Origin of the sequence: Paenarthrobacter sp. AMU7, from assembly GCF_041200195.1 — a bacterium.
Classification (GTDB): domain Bacteria; phylum Actinomycetota; class Actinomycetes; order Actinomycetales; family Micrococcaceae; genus Arthrobacter.
Genome location: NZ_CP165735.1, coordinates 3418754 through 3436841, shown reverse-complemented (window position 1 = coordinate 3436841; position 18088 = coordinate 3418754). Strand labels below are relative to the sequence as shown.

Sequence of the window (18088 nt, the reverse complement as noted above, 5' to 3'; positions counted from 1 at the left end):
ACCATGGATATCCAGAATCTCCTCGACGACATCGTCGGGGCCGTGCAGCCGCATGTCGGCCAGGGAAACGTGGCTGACTACATCCCCCAGCTTGGGGCCGTGGATGCCCAACAATTCGGCATTTCGGTGGCCACCCGTGACGGCGAAGTGTATTCAGCCGGAGACGCCCACGTGGAGTTTTCCATCCAAAGCATCTCCAAGGTCTTTGCGCTCGCCTTGGTGCTGGCCTTCGACGGGGACAGCATTTGGAAACGGGTGTTCCGGGAGCCGTCGGGCAACCCCTTCAATTCATTGGTCCAGTTGGAAAGCGAAGACGGCATTCCCCGAAATCCGTTCATCAACGCCGGTGCAATAGTTGTGACGGACCGGCTCCTGAGCCTGACAGGAAACGCCGCCCACGCCGTGCGGGATTTGATGCGCCAGGAGACCAGCAAGGACAGCATCGATACCGATCACCACGTGGCTGGCTCGGAACTGGCCAACAGCCACCGCAATGCTTCCTTGGCCCACTTCCTGGCAAGCTGCGGCAACCTGGAGAACCCTGTGGAGGATGTCCTGGACTCTTATGCGAAGCAATGCGCAGTGGCCATGACGTGCGAAGACCTTGCGCTCGCAACCCGGTTCCTCGCCTCCAACGGCCTGGGCGCAGACGGGACACTGCTGTTGTCACCGGCGCAGACCAAGAGGATCAACGCCGTCATGCTCACGTGTGGAACGTACGACGCCGCGGGCGAATTCGCGTACCGCGTGGGCCTTCCGGGCAAGAGCGGCGTGGGCGGCGGCATCGTGGCCGTGGTTCCGAACAAGTGCTCCATCAGCGTGTGGAGCCCCGGTCTGGGAAGGTCCGGGAATTCGGTGGCTGGTGTCGCAGCGCTGGACGAATTCACCACACGTACTGGCTGGTCGGTGTTTTAGGCGCATGATGGAGGGATGACCCCCAAGGCAGGGAAGGCACCCAAAGCGGCGTTGGCGCCGGGAACCGAGCCCACCGCCGTCGAGTTCCTCGCGCGGCTCCAAGCCCGGCAGTCCGACGTCGAGCAGGCCAAATACCAGCGCTATTTCAAGACCGGCAAGGGTAACTATGCCGAGGGCGACTTCTTCCTGGGCGTCCGCATGGGCGAGGTTTTCACACTGGCCAAGGAATTTGCAGCCATGCCACCGGAGGAGATCGAGAAGCTCCTGGAGCAGGACATCCACGAGGCCAGGGCTGGAGCCGTGAAGATCATGGCACTCCAAACGCAGAAAAAGAAGACCACGGAACAGCGGCGCCGCAACCTCTACGAGATGTACTTGCGCCGCCACGATCGCATCAACAATTGGGACCTCGTGGACCTGGGCGCGGGAAACGTGGTGGGTGGCTGGCTCATGGATAAGCCACGGGATCCGTTGTATGAACTGGCGCGCTCGGAGGATATGTGGGAGCGCCGGACGTCCATCGTCGCGACGTCGGCATTCATTCGTGAAGGCCAACTGGACGACACCTTCGCCATCGCAGAGATCCTGCTGCATGACAAAGAAGACCTCATCCACAAAGCAGTAGGCGGCTGGGTCCGCGACGCAGGGCGCAGCAGCCGCGAACGCCTGCTGGCGTTCCTGGACGAGCACGCCGCCACCATGCCTCGGACGGCGTTACGTTACGCGATCGAGCATCTGGGCAAGGAGCAGCGGGCCCACTACCTGACGCTTAAAGACAGGGTTTCCCCGAACTAGGCCGGGAATTATGTGACGTTGGATTACCCAGCGTTACCGGGTGTTTCCGAGCCTTTGAAGCATGTTACGGGGCCGCCCTACAGTTTTTTCATGGCAATACAGGACATTTACCCCACCGCGCTGCGGCTGCTTGGCCGCCCGGTGCTGGTGGTGGGCGGCGGCCCCGTCGCGGAGCGTCGCGCCAAAGGGCTGCTCGACGCCGGTGCGAAAGTTACCGTCGTCGCGCCCGTTGCCACCGAAAACCTCCACGGACTCGCCGCTTCCGGGCTGCTCAACCTGGAACAGCGCGAGTACCGCACGTCAGACCTCGACGGCGTCTGGTTCGTCCAGACAGCCACTGGCACCGCCGCTGTGGACACCCAGGTATCGGCCGACGCCGAGGCGCAGCGCCTCTGGTGCGTCAATGCCTCGGACCACGAAGCGTCAGCCGCATGGACACCCGCCGTCGCCGTGGTGGACGACGTCAAGATCGCCATCAACGCCGGGGGAGACCCACGCCGTGCCATGGCTCTCCGCAATGCTGTTGCCACTGCCCTGGAAACAGGTGACCTGCCGCTGCGACGCCACCGTAAGCCGGACGCCGCTGGCAAGACGCCCGCCGGATCCGTCGCTTTGGTAGGTGGCGGTCCGGGCGACTCGGGACTCATCACCGTCCGCGGTCGGCGCCTGCTTGGCCAGGCCGACGTCGTGGTTGCAGACCGACTTGGCCCGCGGGAGCTGCTGAAAGAACTTGCCCCGGACGTCCGCGTCATCGAGGTAGGCAAGACGCCCGGCCACCACCCGGTTCCGCAACTGGAGATCAACCGGATCCTTGTGGACGAAGCCCTCCAGGGTAACCGCGTGGTCCGCCTCAAAGGCGGCGACCCCTATGTCTTGGGGCGTGGTGGCGAGGAAGCAGAATTCTGCCGGCAGAACGGCGTCGAGGTTGAAGTGGTGTCCGGCGTGACGTCGGCAATCTCGGTTCCGGCCGCTGCGGGTATTCCCGTGACGCACCGCGGCTTGGCCAAGGGCTTTAGCGTGGTGACCGGCCATGAAGAGCTGTCCGAAGTCCCCGCACGCCCCGATCACACTGTGGTGTTGCTCATGGGAGTAGCGCAATTGCGTGATTCCGCGGCTGCGCTGGCAGGCTCGGGTCTGCCTTTGGACACACCAGTAGGTATCGTAGAGAACGGGTATTTGCCGGAACAGCGCGTCACCATTGGCACCTTGGGGACCATCGCGGACCAGGCAGAAGCCGTGGGCGTGGCCAATCCAGCGGTCATCGTGATCGGCGATGTTGTCCGTGTCAGCCCCTTTGCACCGCAGCACTTCAAGACCGCTGACTACAGCACTATTACTCCCAACCGTCCCCGCGTCCGCAGTAACTGAGAAGAAGAAGGAACACAGCCGTGTCAATTAGCACCCCCGTAGGTTCTGCGGACCGTCCGCTTCGCGTCGCCGTCATCGGCTCCGGCCCGGCCGGCGTGTACGCAGCTGACATCCTGACCAAAAGCGAAGCCGTCAAGAGCGGCGAACTCACCGTCAGCATCGACCTCTTCGACCGCTACCCGGCACCGTACGGCCTGATCCGCTACGGCGTTGCCCCGGACCACCCCCGCATCAAGGGCATTGTCAACGCCCTGCACAAGGTCCTGGACCGCGGCGACATCCGCTTCTTCGGCAACGTCGACTACGGCACGGACATCTCCATCGAGGACCTTCGTAAGCACTACGACGCCATCATCTTCGCCACTGGCGCCATCAAGGACGCGGACCTGAACATCCCGGGCATCGAACTCGAGGGCTCCTTCGGCGGCGCCGACTTCGTCTCCTGGTTCGATGGACACCCGGACGTTCCCCGTGAATGGCCGCTCGAGGCCAAGGAAATCGCCGTTCTGGGCAACGGCAACGTGGCCCTGGACGTGGCCCGCGTCCTGTCCAAGCACGCCGATGACCTGCTGGTCACGGAAATCCCGGACAACGTTTACGCCGGCCTGAAGAGCTCGCCCGTCACGGACGTGCACGTCTTCGGCCGCCGCGGTCCCGCCCAGGTGAAGTTCACCCCGCTGGAACTGCGCGAACTCTCGCACTCCAAGGACGTGGACATCATCCTCTACGCCGAGGACTTCGAATTCGACGAAGAGTCCGACCGCCAGGTCCAGACGAACAACCAGATCAAGACCATGGTTGGCACGCTGACCAACTGGATCGCCGAGCAGCCCGAGGACCTCTCCGAGCTCAAGGCTTCCCGTCGCCTGCACCTGCACTTCCTGCACAACCCGGTGGAGATCGTGGACTCCGCCGAAACCCCGGGCAAGGTTGCGGGAATCAAGTTCGAACGCACTGAACTGGATGGCACGGGCAACGCCCGCGGCACCGGCGAGTTCATCGACTACCCGGTCCAGGCCGTGTACCGGGCCATCGGCTACTTCGGTTCGGCCCTGCCGGACGTCGAATTCGACCACAAGAAGGGTGTTGTCACCAACGACGGCGGTCGCGTCCTGGACGCCGACGGCCAGCACGTTCCGGGCCTCTACGCGACGGGCTGGATCAAGCGCGGGCCGGTCGGCCTCATCGGCCACACCAAGGGCGATGCCCTCGAAACCGTCACCTACCTCCTGGAAGACCGCGAGAACCTGCCGGTTGCCGAGGTCCCCGCCGCTGACGCAGTGGTGGAACTCCTTGACTCCCGCGGCGTGAAGTTCACCAGCTGGGAAGGCTGGCTGGCTCTGGACGCCCACGAGCTCGCGCTCGGTGCAGCAGCAACCGAGGCTGGCACCTCCCACGGTGTGGAGGTCAAGCGTGAGCGCATCAAGGTTGTGCCGCGTGAGGACATGGTCAACATCTCCCGTGATGGCGTAGCCGCACAGGTCTAGCTTCTGTAATGGCAGGCGGGGTCACGCACTTCACGTGTGTGGCCCCGCCGCTGCTTTTAAAGGGGTCAACCTTCAGCGGTACCCTGAACCATGGACGTCGTCGTCATCGAAACTCCCCAACTGGGGGACCGCAGCTACCTCGTGCATGACGGCACTGTGGCGTTGGTCATTGACCCTCAACGGGACATTGACCGGGTTGAAGCCGCAGCCTTGGCGGCCGGCGTCCGGATCACGCACGTAGCGGAAACCCACCTCCACAACGACTACGTCACAGGCGGCCTGGTTCTTGCCGGGAAGCACAGCGCTGACTATCTGGTGAACGCTGCCGATGAGGTTTCATTCGCCCGTGTCCCCGTTACCGACGGCCAGGTTCTCCATGTTGGCCGGCTCTCGGTAACAGTGGTGGCCACGCCGGGTCACACCCACACGCACCTCTCGTACGTGGTCCGGGATGACACGCACGACGCCGGCCGGGAGGCCGTGTTTTCCGGCGGCAGCTTGCTCTACGGTTCGGTGGGGCGGACGGACCTGGTCTCGCGGGACGACACCGCGAAGCTGGCCCACGACCAGTACTCGTCGGTCCGCCGATTGGTGGACTCTGCGGATCCTGATGCGGCGCTCTACCCGACCCACGGCTTCGGATCGTTCTGTTCCATCGGCCCCGCGAGCCACCAGGAATCATCAACGATCGGCGAGCAGGCCAAGTCCAACCACGCCTTGACGGATCCCAATGAAGACCATTTCGTCTCGGAATTGTTGGAGAACATCACGGCCTACCCTGCGTACTACGCCCACATGAGCCCGCTCAATGCCGCCGGTGTTGGCCCGGCAACCCTTGACGTTCCGGACTCAGTTGATCCTGAGGAACTGAGCCGTCGCTTGCGGGCAGGGGAGTGGGTGGTGGATCTGCGTCATCGCGTGGCCTTCGCGGACAGTCATCTTCACGGCAGCGTGAGCTTCGAGTATGGGACGGGCGACAACTTCACCAGCTACCTTGGCTGGGTGATCCCGTGGAACCAGCCGCTCACGTTGCTGGGCCCGGTGGAAGAGGTTGAAAAGGCGATCCGGGACCTGGCGAGGATCGGCATCGACAGTCCGGATGCCGCCGTCGGGCTTCACGCCAAGCCCTTGGATCTGGGTGCGTTGGCGCCCGGGTCTCCACAGGTGGGCTACCCGCACGGGGACTGGACTGCGTTGCTGAAAAGCCGGGAGCCGGAAGACATGGTTTTGGACGTCCGCCGGCCGGAAGAATTCAAGGTCTCGCATGTCAGGGGAGCGCGCAATATTCCTGTCTACGATCTGCTCGGCAGGATCACGGAGTTACCGGATGCCCGGATCTGGGTACACTGCGCCACGGGTTACAGGGCGAGTGTTGCCGCCAGCCTGCTGGACCGGGCCGGTCGGAAGGTGGTGCTGATCAACGCCAGGTTCAAGGACGCCGCAGGGGCAGGGGTCGAAACGACTCCGTAAAACCGTTGCTGAGCTAACGCGGCGCCTGATCCGAGCAGTAGTCCAGGTTTCGGTACACGCTCTGCACGGCGGCATCGGGATCGTGGGCTTCCAAGGCGTCTACCAGCTCGTCATGGCCTTCGCGGGGGATGCCGTTGAAACCGCCTTTGCGCTGCTGCCGGAGGAGGTCATTGTGGAACACCCCGCCAAACGAAACATACAGCTGGTGCAGCAAAGGATTACCTGATGCCAAGGCAACCCGTTCGTGGAATTCCCAGTCGGCGCTGGCCCACGTGGGGTAGTCCTCGGCCTGCCAGGCGTCATGGCGGAGCGCGAGGAGTCGGCGCATTTCGGCCAAATCCTCTGCGGTGGCGTGCTTGGTGGCCAGGCGTGCTGCCTGCGTATCCAGGCCGAGCCGGACTTCCACTATGTGTTCCTGTGTGTGCTCCAGGTACATGCGCTGGGCTGCGCCTGACATCTCGCTGTTCGCCCGGACGTAGGTGCCGTCCCCGCGACGAACCTCCAGCATGCCCGAGTGGGCCAGTGCCTTGATGGCTTCGCGCAGGGTTCCCCGCGAAACACCCAAGGTGGACATCAGCTCAGGCTCAGCAGGGATGCGCTCCTGAAGTGGCCATTCACCGGACTTGATCATGTCCCGCAGCTTGGCGGTGATCTCCTCGGCCAGGGCCGGGCGATGCGAAGGGGTCAGGGTCATGCAGTCCTCGGTCCGGTCTTGGTGGCAGTGCGCTTGCTGGTGAGCATGTGGCAGGTAACCATGAGCGCCACGGCCACGATGGACAGCAGGCCCAGGGGCAGCACCCAGCCGCCGGTGGCGCTGTGGAGCAGGCCCATGCCAAACGGGCCGATTGCCGCAATCAAGTATCCCAGCGATTGGGCGATGGTGGACAGTGCGGTGGTTTCCGCAGTCGACCGTCCGCTGCGGCTGATGATGACCAGGACCAGCGGGAAGATGCCCAAACCAAAACCGAACAGCACCGCCGGAACAACCGCCAGTGACGTCGGCAGCCAAATCATGGCGGCAATCGCCAGCAAAGTGGAGCTGCTGGCCAGGTAGAGGGCGGGGCGGAGCATGCCGGGCCGGGAGCCGAAGGCGAGCAGGATCATGCCGGCGGCCACGGAGACCAACTGCATCACGCCGAACTGCAGGCCGCTCTCAGAGGCGCTGAGGCCTTGGGAGGTCAGGATGTAGGCGAACCAGCTCATCACTGCGTATGCCAGGAAAGCCTGGAAGGTGAAGATCGCGGTAATCAGGATGCCCAGCCGGGTGCGGAGCAGCGGCCACATGGAGACCCGCGGCCGATCAGTCTTGGTGGTGTTCCGGTGGGTGTGCAGGACTATCGGCAGGAAGCCGAGGAGGGCTGCGACACCCAGCAGGCCCCAGGCAGCCAGACCCATGGAGGGTGACCCGAGTTCCTGCGCCAAGGGAACGCTGACGACTGCGGCGAAGGTGGCGCCACCGGACATGGTGAAGGTATAAAGGCCGGTCATCATGGAGGTGCGCTCGGAGTAGTGCTCGCGGATGAATGACGGCATGGCCACGTTGCATACTGCCAGTCCGGACATGGCCAGGACGGTGCCACCGAGGAGGGCGCCCGTCACCGGAACGCCACGCACCAGCAATCCGCCGGCCAGCAGCGCTAAAGCAATGGCGATGGCTTTCTCGACGCCGACCCGCCGAGTCAGCCAGGACGTTCCCATGCCCGCGACGGCGAAGCACAAAAGCGGAATGGAAGGCAGGATGGAAGCCACCAAGGCCCCATACCCCAGGACCTGCTGCAGTTCGTGGAACAGGGCTGCGGCGCTGGTGATGCCGGCCCGCAGGTTCAGGCCGATGAGCACCACGGCAATAATGCCGACGACGGCGACGACGCGCGTCTTGGGGACTGCCGGGCTTGCCGAAAGCCCGGGCGTCACCTGGGCAGGGCTAACAGTAGGGATGTTTCCAGTGCTGGGGGTAAGAGGAGTCGTCGCGGCCATACCTAAAGGTTAGACGTTTGACGTCTAATGTCTAGAGTTATGTGGCGAAGCTCTCCGCATATGGTCGCGGGAGGCGTTTCAGCGCGGGTTGCGCGAGCCCAAACGCTGCACCGCCAAGGCCAGCCACAGCTGCACACGGTCCGGCGTTTGGGAGGGGTCGTAGCCCGTCAATTCGGTGATCTGTGCAAGGCGGTACCGCACTGTATTCCGGTGCAACGTCAGGGCTTCCGCCACTGCAGCCACTGACCCGTTGTGGTTCAGATAGCTTTCCAGTGTGGCCACCAGTTCGGCCCCGTGGGCGGCGTCGAACTTCCGCAGTGGTGTGAGGGACTCGCTGGCCATGTCCGCGAGAGGAACGTCCTCGCTGGCCAGCAACAGGGATGTCAGGCTGAGGCGTTCCGGCTCGTTGACCGGCAAGCCGTGCGCCACGGCGTCGCGCGCCTCAAAGTAGCTCCAGCGCAAACCGTTCGGCTTGGTGTAGGCGCCGCCGATGCCGATCACGGCATGGATTCCGGCCTCCTGAAGATGATCGCTGAGGCTCTTGGCCAAAGCCGTGGCGGAACTGCCGTCATCGCTGACCACCGTGACCAGGTCCTTGCCGACGACGGCGCTGACGCCCGCTTCAAGCGCTTGGGGCAGCGAAATGCTGACCAGTTGCTTGTGGTGTGCGGTGGATTCGGCAACAAGGACGACGTTCTTCCTGGTGCTGTTGATGCCAACGCCGGCCAAGCGGCGGGCGGCCTCGATGGTTTCCAGGGTGCCGTGGATAACATCGTCCAGAACCTGCCCGGCCATGGCCCGTTGGGACTGGCGCTGCTTGACCATGTTATTGAGCTCAACGCTGATGAGGTTCTGCGCGTAGCTGACGATTCCGGAGTCCACAAAGGGCTGCCTGAGCCAAAGTGTGCAGGCGTCCCTGCGGCCGGTGGGAATCGGATACGACGCCCAGCCATCCGCCGTCGGGGCCGGCTTCCCGGCCACGCTGTTGTAGAGCTGCGCGCTGAACTGGGTGAGCACAACCTCAGTGCGGAGCATACTTCCCAGCTGTTTGAGGAGTTCGTTCAGGCCGCCGCCGGTGAGGAGCGAGCGGGCCAGGATCTGGTGTCCGGCCAGGAGTCGTTCCAAATTGGAATAGTGGTCCGCCGAGTGCGACTCCGCTACGAGCTTTCCGATGGCGATGAAGGGGATTTCGTAGGGCACCTGCACGAGCGGGAGGCCCCAGCGGTTGGCTTCGGCAATGAGGGCTTCCGGAACGGCCTCGTGCGTGAGGCCGATGCCGAAACCGATGCCCACGGCGCCTGCGCGCTGGACCTGACGGACAAAGCGCCGCTGGTCGGCAGCGCTCTTGAGGCGCAACCCCGTGGTGAGGACCAGTTCCCCGCCGCTGAGGAAGCGCTGTGGGTCCTCCAATTCCGTCACGGCAACCCAGCTGATGTCCTGGTTCCACGTTGTCTCGGCGAGGCCGGCTTGGCGGAGTTTCAGGGAGGGGACAGCGACGAGGGAAGCGAGGGACATTGCCATGCTTAAAAGCGTAACCCGGGGCTGGTCAAGCGCACTAAGCCGGGGGTTGTTGTGTGTGCAGCTGACTATTCCTTGCACCCCCTCCCTGGCATAGGCTCTGATCAGCTAAAACCCATGCCCAGACACCGAAAGAGGTTGCACACCGTGGTTCAAACCTTGCAGAACTTCATCAACGGCGAATTCGTTACGCCGGCAGGTACGGGTCTTCTGGACATCGTGAACCCCACCAATGGGGAAATCGTTGCCAAGTCGCCGATTTCGGTGCAGGCCGACGTCGATGCCGCCATGACCGCAGCGGCCGACGCGTTCAAGACCTGGAAGCACGTTACCCCCGGCCAGCGCCAGCTTATGCTGCTCAAGCTTGCCGACGCCGTGGAGGCCAACAGCGACGAACTCGTTGAGGCCCAGCACCGCAACACCGGACAGGTGCGTTCCTTGATCGCCTCCGAAGAGGTCGCCGCAGGTGCAGACCAGCTCCGCTTCTTCGCTGGCGCTGCACGCATCATGGAAGGCAAGTCGGCAGGCGAGTACTTCGAGGGCCACACCTCCTACGTACGCCGCGAACCGATCGGCGTCGTAGCCCAGGTTGCTCCGTGGAACTACCCGTTCCTCATGGCCATCTGGAAGATCGGCCCCGCCCTGGCTGCCGGCAACACCGTTGTCCTCAAGCCCTCCGACACCACTCCGGAATCCACCCTGGTACTGGCACGCCTCGCCGGTGAGATCTTCCCGGCCGGCGTCCTCAACGTCGTCCTCGGCACCGGTGAAACCGGCGCCATGATGGTGGACCACAAGGTCCCCGGCCTGGTCTCCATCACCGGTTCCGTCCGTGCAGGCATCGCCGTGGCAAGCGGCGCAGCCAAGGGCCTCAAGCGGGCACACCTGGAACTTGGCGGCAAGGCTCCGGCCATCGTCTTCAAGGACGCCGACATCAAGAAGAGCGCCGCGGCCATTGCCGAGTTCGCGTTCTTCAACGCCGGCCAGGATTGCACCGCCATCACCCGCGTGCTGGTGGAGGACTCCGTTCACGACGACGTCGTGGCAGCCATGGTGGAACACACCAAGACGCTGCACACCGGTTCGCAGAACGACGAGGACAACTACTTCGGCCCGCTCAACAATGTGAACCACTTCAACGCCGTCACCTCCGTAGTGGAGCACCTCCCGGCCAACTGCAAGATCGAAACCGGTGGCCACCGGGCAGGCGAGAAGGGCTTCTTCTTCGAGCCCACCATCATCTCCGGGGCCAAGCAGACCGACGACATCGTGCAGAAGGAAACCTTCGGTCCGGTCATCACCGTGCAGAAGTTCAGCACTGAAGCCGAAGCACTCGAGCTGGCCAACGACGTCGAATACGCCCTGGCGTCCAGCGTCTGGACCACCGACCACGGTACGGCCATGCGCATGAGCCGCGACCTGGACTTCGGTGCGGTCTGGATCAACACCCACATCCTCCTGACGGCAGAGATGCCGCACGGTGGCTTCAAGCAGTCCGGCTACGGCAAGGACCTCTCCATGTACGGCGTTGAGGACTACACGCGCATCAAGCACGTGATGAGTGCACTCGACGCGTAGCGCGTTCGCCCCACCCGTACGAATTTCCCAGAAAGGCAACCACCACATGACCACCACCGCGAACGAACTCTCGTACCGCATCGAACAGAAGCGCAACATCAACGGCGCCTTCCCCGGCCCCAAGTCGCAGGCACTGGCAGAGCGTCGCTCCGCCGTCGTAGCTGCCGGCGTCGCCTCGGGCGTCCCCGTCTACGTTGAAGACGCCGACGGCGGCATCATCCGCGACGTCGACGGCAACTCCTTCATCGACCTCGGCTCCGGCATCGCCGTGACCAGCGTCGGCGCGTCCGACCCCGCCGTCGTTGCCGCTGTCCAGGAAGCTGCCGCGCACTTCACGCACACCTGCTTCATGGTGACCCCGTACGAGGGCTACGTTGCAGTTGCCGAGCAGCTCAACCGCCTCACCCCGGGCGACCACGCCAAGCGCACCGTGCTGTTCAACTCCGGCGCTGAAGCCGTGGAGAACGCCGTCAAGGTTGCACGCCTGGCCACCGGCCGCGACGCCGTCGTAGCTTTCGACCACGCGTACCACGGCCGCACCAACCTGACCATGGCACTCACCGCCAAGGCCATGCCGTACAAGACCAACTTCGGCCCGTTCGCGCCCGAGGTCTACCGCATGCCCATGAGCTACCCCTTCCGTGAAGAGAACCCGGAGATCACGGGTGCTGAGGCCGCCAAGCGCGCCATCACCATGATCGAGAAGCAGATCGGTGGCGACCAGGTTGCCGCGATCATCATCGAACCCATTCAGGGCGAGGGCGGCTTCATCGTTCCGGCCGAAGGCTTCCTGCCGGCACTGTCTGCATGGGCCAAGGAAAAGGGCATCGTCTTCATCGCCGACGAGGTTCAGTCCGGCTTCTGCCGCACGGGCGAATGGTTCGCCGTTGACCACGAAGGTGTTGTCCCGGACATCATCACCATGGCCAAGGGCATCGCCGGCGGCCTCCCGCTGTCCGCGATCACCGGCCGCGCCGACCTGCTCGACGCCGTCCACCCGGGCGGCCTCGGCGGCACCTACGGCGGCAACCCGGTTGCTTGCGCAGCAGCACTGGCAGCCATCGACACCATGGAACAGCACGACCTCAACGGCCGCGCCCGCCACATCGAAGAGCTCGCCCTGGGCAAGCTCCGCGAGCTGGCGGAAGAAGTTTCCGTGGTGGGCGACATCCGTGGCCGTGGCGCCATGCTGGCCATCGAGCTCGTTCAGCCCGGCTCCAAGGAACCGAACGCTGAGCTCACCAAGGCCGTTGCTGCCGCTTGCCTCAAGGAAGGTGTCATCATCCTGACCTGTGGTACCTACGGCAACGTGATCCGTCTGCTCCCGCCGCTGGTCATCAGCGACGAGCTGCTCATCGACGGCCTCGAGGTCCTCGCCGCAGCCATCAAGGCACACGCTTAAGTCTTCACACTGTAGACAGGAGGAGGGCCGGGATTTCCCGGCCCTCCTTTTGTGTCTCTGCGCCGAGATCGCGGGAGCGCGTCGTGTTCGCCGGAGCTTCCCGGGGGTTCTCGCACCGTTCCCGCGATCTCGGCGCTGGGAACACTGAACGCTCGACGGCGGATCGCGCCTACCTGCCCAGCGTCAGGTTTTTCTGGTGGCCGTGTCCGTCGAGTTGGACCTCGATGACCAGCGGATTGGCGCTCACCAGGGACACCCCGGCATCGGCATCCACCAGCGTGGACCTCGCCGAGTCATCGAGAGTGATCCGTACTGAAGATTGCGTCCGGGACGGGTCTGCCACGGACAAAGTGAGCTTGTCCCCGGACTGCATCGCGGCCACCGTGCACGGCCCGGAGGCTGTGTATCCGCCGGCGGAACCTGCGGCGAAGAAGTTGGCCATGACCAGCTTGTCCTTGGCCACTTCCACCATCTGGACCCCGGCAGAGTTGGCCAGGACCTTCACGTCGGGGCTTGCGGACTGGGAGAACGTGGTGGAGTGGCCTGCTGCCGGCAGGACCATATACGCGTAGCCGGACGCCACCGGGTCTTTGCCATGGCGGTGAGTGATGGTCACATAATCCCGGGAGACGGGATCGGTGGTGCCGCCGGTGTCTGCCCCTGAATTGACATCGAACCAGCTTCCCGTCCGGCTGACGACGGCAACCTCGGGTGTTCCCGAAACGCCGGGTGCGTCGAGGAACACGTAACCTCCGTGTCCTTCGAGGTGCACGGAACGCTCCACGACAACGGGTGTATCACCGGCGCCCATCCGACGATTTCGGGAATCGGTCCTCACAGCCGGCACTGAACCTGCGGGGAAGGACCTGTTCTCCACAGTGGTCATGACTGCCGTACCTCCCGTGCCGGTGATGCCCGCGCCGAGGCAGACCACCGCGTCATCCAGGAAGAACCACGACTTCCGGCCGGAAAGCGTCTTGTTGTGGTTGAGGTGGTCCATGCCGATCACACCCCAACGGCCCTCTACTGTGAGGCCGCCGGCGAAGGCTTGGAAGGCGCGGGGGATCCCGGTCCCTGCTCCCCCTGCACCGCTCGCCCGGACCTGGTCATTGACGGTGGTCCCGGGCAGGGCATAGGGGTCCACGGTGGGCCAGAAGTCAGCGCTGAACTGGGACGGATCGGTTCGCGTGTACAGGAAGGTCATGCCATCACCCTGGTACCAGCCGAGGTTGTTCTCGCTGTTGCCCCATTCGTAGCGGCCGATCCTCTTGGAAGAGAGGTTCACCGTGCAGCCCCACTGGGGGCGGTGATGGACCAGTCGGTCCTGGTCGGCGAACATGCGGCTGTAGACGGGCGCCGGGACAGCGACTACGGCGGAATCGGAGAGGACGCCCAGGGACAGCAAGGACTTTGCCAGGCTCTGCGTCGGATGCCCCACGAGTTTCTGGTCCGCGCAGCGTTCCAACCAGCCCTTGGCCAGAGCCAGGAATCGTGAACGGTAGGGCTCGTCGCAACCCGGTGCCAGCAACAGGACCGCAGAGATGAGTCCGAACCCGCTGACGTAGTCGGGTTCGCGCTGACGGGAGACCGCACGCCCCCGGATGGTGTCCATGATGCGGCCGTCCCACACGAACGGGGCGTAGGTGTCCTCCACGGCGTCCAAGAGTACGGAACGTTTGGGGTCGTTGATTGCCCAGGTGCTGCCTCCCAACATTGCGATGATCTCGGCGATCCCTGCCAAGGCCACCACTCCGTATGTTCCTGCGTAGGGGAGGTAGGAGTGCTGAACGTAGGAACCATCAGCGTAGAAGCCGTCACCACTGGTCACGTAGGTAAAGACGCTGTTGGTCCCGCCGCGCACGGTATCGCTCAGGGCGTCCCGGCCCAGCGTGATCTCGTCCGCCCTGTTGTCCAGTATGCCCCGCATGGAGCAGGCCAGTGACTTGTCCACCCGGTTGGCGCCGGTTTCTGCCAGGGATGTAGCACGGCCGCGCCAGTTGGGGTTGGGGGCGAACCAGCGGACGGCTGCCAGCAGGGATGTCCGCAAGGCTTCCGGGACTTCCGCATGAAGCAGCGTCAGGATGTCCACGGTCTTGCGGGGGACGCCAATCTCCCAGAACCACCAGTTCCCTGCTGCTTTGATGGACGGCTTGTACGCAGTGCTGCTGAGAAGTTGAAGCCCGGCAACAATGTCTGCGGCCAGCTCAGGGTTCCCTGCGTAGGGGTTGCCCTGGACCGCGTATCCAAGTGCCATGTCGTAGAGCCGGTTGAAGTGCAGGCCCATGTTGCCGGTAGCTGCGGCGGACTGTCCGATCCCGGTCAAAGGGATGTCGCTCCACAGCGACGTTCGTGCAGCGGTCTTGTCCATGGACGTCCACCACTTTTCGGCGGTCTTGCCCATTCCTTCAAGCTGGGCAGCGAGTTCGGGGATGTCTGCTGCGTTTCGGCCACCTGTCAGCACCAGGCGCCTGCGGTTGATGAGCTCCTGCAACCCTGGATCGGAGGCCGCAAAAGACGGTCCGGCGTGGGAAAGAAGTGCACCCGCGAGGGCGGCTGCCCCTGCGGTTTGGAAAAGGGTCCGGCGGCTCATAGTGGGTCCGTTGAAGTTCAAAACTGCTCCGTTCAAGGCTGCGGCCCGGAACGCCACCCCACCCAACAGATATGCGACGGCGGTCTCCCCAGCGATGGGAAGGGCCACGACAAGCAGCTAAGAGGGCGACCAGGCGTTGAAGGCGAGAGGTGGACGTGGTGGGGAAAGTTTCCGCAACCTTATGTCCGAGTCCCGGCTCTCTCAACAGAAATGAACAGAACTGCACAGCCCGTGATGTGGCCAAAAAGCGAGTTCGCGGGAACCGTGCCAGTTCGCCGGGAAACTTCCGGCGAGTTGGCAGGATTCCCGCGATTTGGCGGACTGTCCTCGCGCTTACGCGGCAGCCAGTCGGGCCTTTTTCTTCAGCACCGAGTTCTTTCGGGTGGTGCGGAGCATGTCGATGGTGAGCAGGATCAGGGCCAGCCACACCACACAGAAGCCGATCCAGCGGGCCGTGGTCATGGTTTCGTTGAACACCGTCAGGGCCACGACGAACTGGAGGACCGGGGCAAAGTATTGCAGCAGGCCGATGGTGGTCATGGGCAAACGGCGGGCTGAAGCACCGAAGAAGAGCAGCGGCACGGCCGTGATCACACCGGAAGCCACCAGCAACCAGAAGTGGCCGGCGCCCATGGTGGTGAGTGTTTCAGCGCCTGTCACACCCAGGACCACCATGGTGATGGCCGCGAATGGAGCCAGGACGACTGTCTCAACGCTCAGGCTGGTGAGGGCGTCCACCTTAGGTCCCACACGCTTTTTGACGAAACCGTACAGGCCGAAGCTGAAGGCCAGGATCAGGGCGATCCACGGGAGTTGGCCGTAGGAAAAGGTCAGGACTCCCACTGCAACGAAGCCGATACCCACCGCTGCCCACTGCAGGGGACGCAGCTTTTCCTTGAGAACAAAGACACCCAGGAGGACTGAGACCAAGGGATTGATGAAATAGCCCAGTGACGTCTCAACGGCGTGGCCGGTGGTGACCCCGAAAGTGTAGGTGAGCCAGTTGATGGCGATCAGGCCCGCTGCAAGGGCCAAGGGGCCGAACACGCTACGGTCCTTCACCGCGGCACCGAAAACCCGCCATGCCCGCGTGATGGTGATGAGCAGTGCACAGAAGAGCAGGGACCAGACGATCCGGTTGGCCACGATCTCGATGGCGCTGGCCGGCATCAGGACGAAGAAGTACAGAGGAAGAAGGCCCCACAGGCCGTAGGCGCCTATACCGAAGAGGATGCCCGCCGTCGACTCGCTGCGTACTGGCTTGCCGGAACCCTTGCCAAGTTTGCCGACGCCGCCGGTACTTTGCCCGCCGCCCCCGGCTGTCGTCGTCGTGGGCTGACTTGTAGTGGGAGAGCTGGCAGCTATCTGATCCGGAGTCGACACATTGTCGGCAACACCACCTAGGCACGCAATATTCCGCAATCTTGGTGAATTTCCGTGACTCCTGCCATATAAGCGGCCGGGCGTGGGGTGGACATCTAGAATTGGAATCTGCGCGCCCCAACAACGGCGTGGCTCACTGCTTCGGAAGGGCTAACGGTGTCCAACTCAGCCGCAACCACCCCCCAACGTCCACTTCGCGTTGCCATTGTCGGCGCAGGTCCCGCAGGTGTTTATGCCGCGGACATCCTGACCAAATCCAACGAGGTCAAGGACGGCGATGTGGAGGTCAGCATTGACCTTTTCGAGGCGTACCCGGCGCCCTACGGGCTGATCCGCTACGGCGTGGCTCCCGATCATCCGCGCATCAAGGGCATCGTGAACGCGTTGCACAAGGTCCTGGACCGCGGTGATATCCGGTTCCTGGGAAACGTGACCTACGGCAGGGACCTGACGCTCCACGATTTCCGGGCTTTCTACGATGCCGTGATTTTCTCCACGGGCGCCATCAAGGATGCGGACCTGAACATCCCGGGGGTCGAGCTGGAGGGCTCCTTCGGCGGCGCGGACTTCGTTTCCTGGTACGACGGACACCCGGACGTTCCCCGGGACTGGCCCCTTGACGCCAAAGAGATCGCGGTTATCGGCAACGGCAACGTCGCTTTGGACGTGGCCCGGATGCTGGTCAAGCACCCGGAGGAATTGCTGGTCACGGAGATCCCGGACAACGTCTTCGCCGGGCTGAAGAAGTCTCCGGTCACCGATGTCCACGTCTTCGGCCGACGTGGCCCTGCACAGGTGAAATTCACCCCTTTGGAACTGCGCGAACTGTCCCACTGCAAGGACGTGGACATTGTCCTGTACCCGGAGGACTTCGAGTTTGACGCGGCCTCGGATGAAGCCATCAAGTCCAACAACCAGATCAAGACCATGGTCAACACCATGACCAATTGGCTGGTGGAAGAGCACACCGAATCCGAGCAGCCCTCCTCCCGACGCCTGCACCTGCACTTCCTGCACAGCCCGGTGGAAATCCTGGACTCGCCGGAAACTCCCGGCAAGGTCTCGGGGATCAAATTCGAGCGCATGCAGCTGGATGGAACGGGCAACGTCAAGGGAACGGGTGAATTCATCGAGTACCCGGTGCAGTCCGTCTACCGTGCCATCGGATATCACGGTTCCCCTCTGGAGGAGCTGGAGTACGATGCCCGCCGCGGCGTCATACCGAACGACGGCGGTCGCGTCCTGGGTGCCGACGGCGAGCCCGTACCTGGAATCTATGCCACAGGCTGGATCAAGCGCGGACCGGTTGGACTGATCGGCCACACCAAGGGTGATGCCTTGGAGACCATTGGCTTCCTTCTGGAAGACAGGCTCAACCTGCCCCCGGCCGAAAACCCGGATCCGCAGGCGATTATCGATCTCCTTGAGGAGCGCGGGATCGAGTACACCACCTGGGAGGGCTGGAACCGGCTCGATGCCCACGAGGCTGCGCTGGGTGCCGCGTGGACTTCCGGGGGAGGGCCCGACAGCGAAGGCAACGGCCTGGTCCGTGAGCGCATCAAGGTTGTTCCGCGCGAGGAAATGATCCGTATCTCCCGCGGCTGA

Annotated in this window: 13 protein-coding genes; 8 read left to right on the top strand and 5 right to left on the bottom strand. The window is 63.7% G+C overall.

All coding sequences use genetic code 11. From position 1 onward, the window contains the following. Positions 1 to 3 precede the first annotated feature (3 nt). From ABQM86_RS15835 to ABQM86_RS15815, 5 genes are all read left to right on the top strand, one after another. Positions 4 to 915 (top strand): glutaminase, encoded by a 912-nt coding sequence (locus ABQM86_RS15835; protein ID WP_207594336.1) that lies wholly within the window; start codon positions 4 to 6, stop codon positions 913 to 915. A gap of 15 nt (positions 916 to 930) precedes the next feature. Beyond that, positions 931 to 1710: a DNA alkylation repair protein gene (locus ABQM86_RS15830; protein WP_207594335.1), complete on the top strand. Its 780-nt coding sequence runs from the start codon at positions 931 to 933 to the stop codon at positions 1708 to 1710. A 90-nt stretch (positions 1711 to 1800) separates the two neighbouring features. Continuing rightward, positions 1801 to 3078: a uroporphyrinogen-III C-methyltransferase gene (gene cobA / locus ABQM86_RS15825; protein WP_207594334.1), complete on the top strand. Its 1278-nt coding sequence runs from the start codon at positions 1801 to 1803 to the stop codon at positions 3076 to 3078. A gap of 20 nt (positions 3079 to 3098) precedes the next feature. Continuing rightward, the gene (locus ABQM86_RS15820) at positions 3099 to 4565 is read left to right on the top strand and encodes an FAD-dependent oxidoreductase (protein WP_369744879.1); all 1467 of its coding nucleotides are present in this window, start codon (positions 3099 to 3101) and stop codon (positions 4563 to 4565) included. A 90-nt stretch (positions 4566 to 4655) separates the two neighbouring features. Further along, on the top strand, positions 4656 to 6035 hold the full coding sequence (locus tag ABQM86_RS15815; protein ID WP_207594332.1) for a rhodanese-like domain-containing protein: 1380 nt from the start codon (positions 4656 to 4658) through the stop codon (positions 6033 to 6035). A gap of 13 nt (positions 6036 to 6048) precedes the next feature. On the opposite strand, the gene ABQM86_RS15810 is transcribed toward ABQM86_RS15815, so the two are convergent. The 3 genes from ABQM86_RS15810 to ABQM86_RS15800 all read right to left on the bottom strand — a co-directional run bounded on the left by ABQM86_RS15810 (position 6049) and on the right by ABQM86_RS15800 (position 9533). Beyond that, entirely contained in the window at positions 6049 to 6729 is a 681-nt protein-coding gene (locus tag ABQM86_RS15810) for a FadR/GntR family transcriptional regulator (RefSeq protein ID WP_207594331.1), read from the bottom strand. Further along, the gene (locus ABQM86_RS15805; RefSeq protein WP_337339299.1) at positions 6726 to 8012 is read right to left on the bottom strand and encodes an MFS transporter; all 1287 of its coding nucleotides are present in this window, start codon (positions 8010 to 8012) and stop codon (positions 6726 to 6728) included. Before ABQM86_RS15805 ends, ABQM86_RS15810 begins: the two co-directional genes overlap by 4 nt. A 78-nt stretch (positions 8013 to 8090) precedes the next feature. Next, positions 8091 to 9533, bottom strand: a complete 1443-nt coding sequence (locus tag ABQM86_RS15800; protein WP_207594329.1) for a PucR family transcriptional regulator — start codon at positions 9531 to 9533, stop codon at positions 8091 to 8093. 144 nt (positions 9534 to 9677) lie between these two features. Here ABQM86_RS15800 and ABQM86_RS15795 point away from each other — a divergent pair, with 144 nt between their 5' ends. Further along, positions 9678 to 11108, top strand: coding sequence for an aminobutyraldehyde dehydrogenase (locus tag ABQM86_RS15795; RefSeq protein WP_207594328.1), 1431 nt, complete (start codon positions 9678 to 9680; stop codon positions 11106 to 11108). 46 nt (positions 11109 to 11154) lie between these two features. Continuing rightward, a complete protein-coding gene (gabT, locus tag ABQM86_RS15790) occupies positions 11155 to 12510 on the top strand; it encodes a 4-aminobutyrate--2-oxoglutarate transaminase (RefSeq protein ID WP_369744878.1) in 1356 nt (451 codons plus the stop codon). Between the two features lie 169 nt (positions 12511 to 12679). Here gabT and ABQM86_RS15785 read toward each other — a convergent pair whose 3' ends face one another. Continuing rightward, positions 12680 to 15208 (bottom strand): polysaccharide lyase 8 family protein, encoded by a 2529-nt coding sequence (locus tag ABQM86_RS15785; RefSeq protein WP_369744877.1) that lies wholly within the window; start codon positions 15206 to 15208, stop codon positions 12680 to 12682. A 225-nt stretch (positions 15209 to 15433) separates the two neighbouring features. Next, positions 15434 to 16522, bottom strand: coding sequence for an EamA family transporter RarD (rarD, locus tag ABQM86_RS15780; RefSeq protein WP_207594326.1), 1089 nt, complete (start codon positions 16520 to 16522; stop codon positions 15434 to 15436). A gap of 117 nt (positions 16523 to 16639) precedes the next feature. Here rarD and ABQM86_RS15775 point away from each other — a divergent pair, with 117 nt between their 5' ends. Then, a complete protein-coding gene (locus ABQM86_RS15775) occupies positions 16640 to 18088 on the top strand; it encodes an FAD-dependent oxidoreductase (protein WP_369744876.1) in 1449 nt (482 codons plus the stop codon).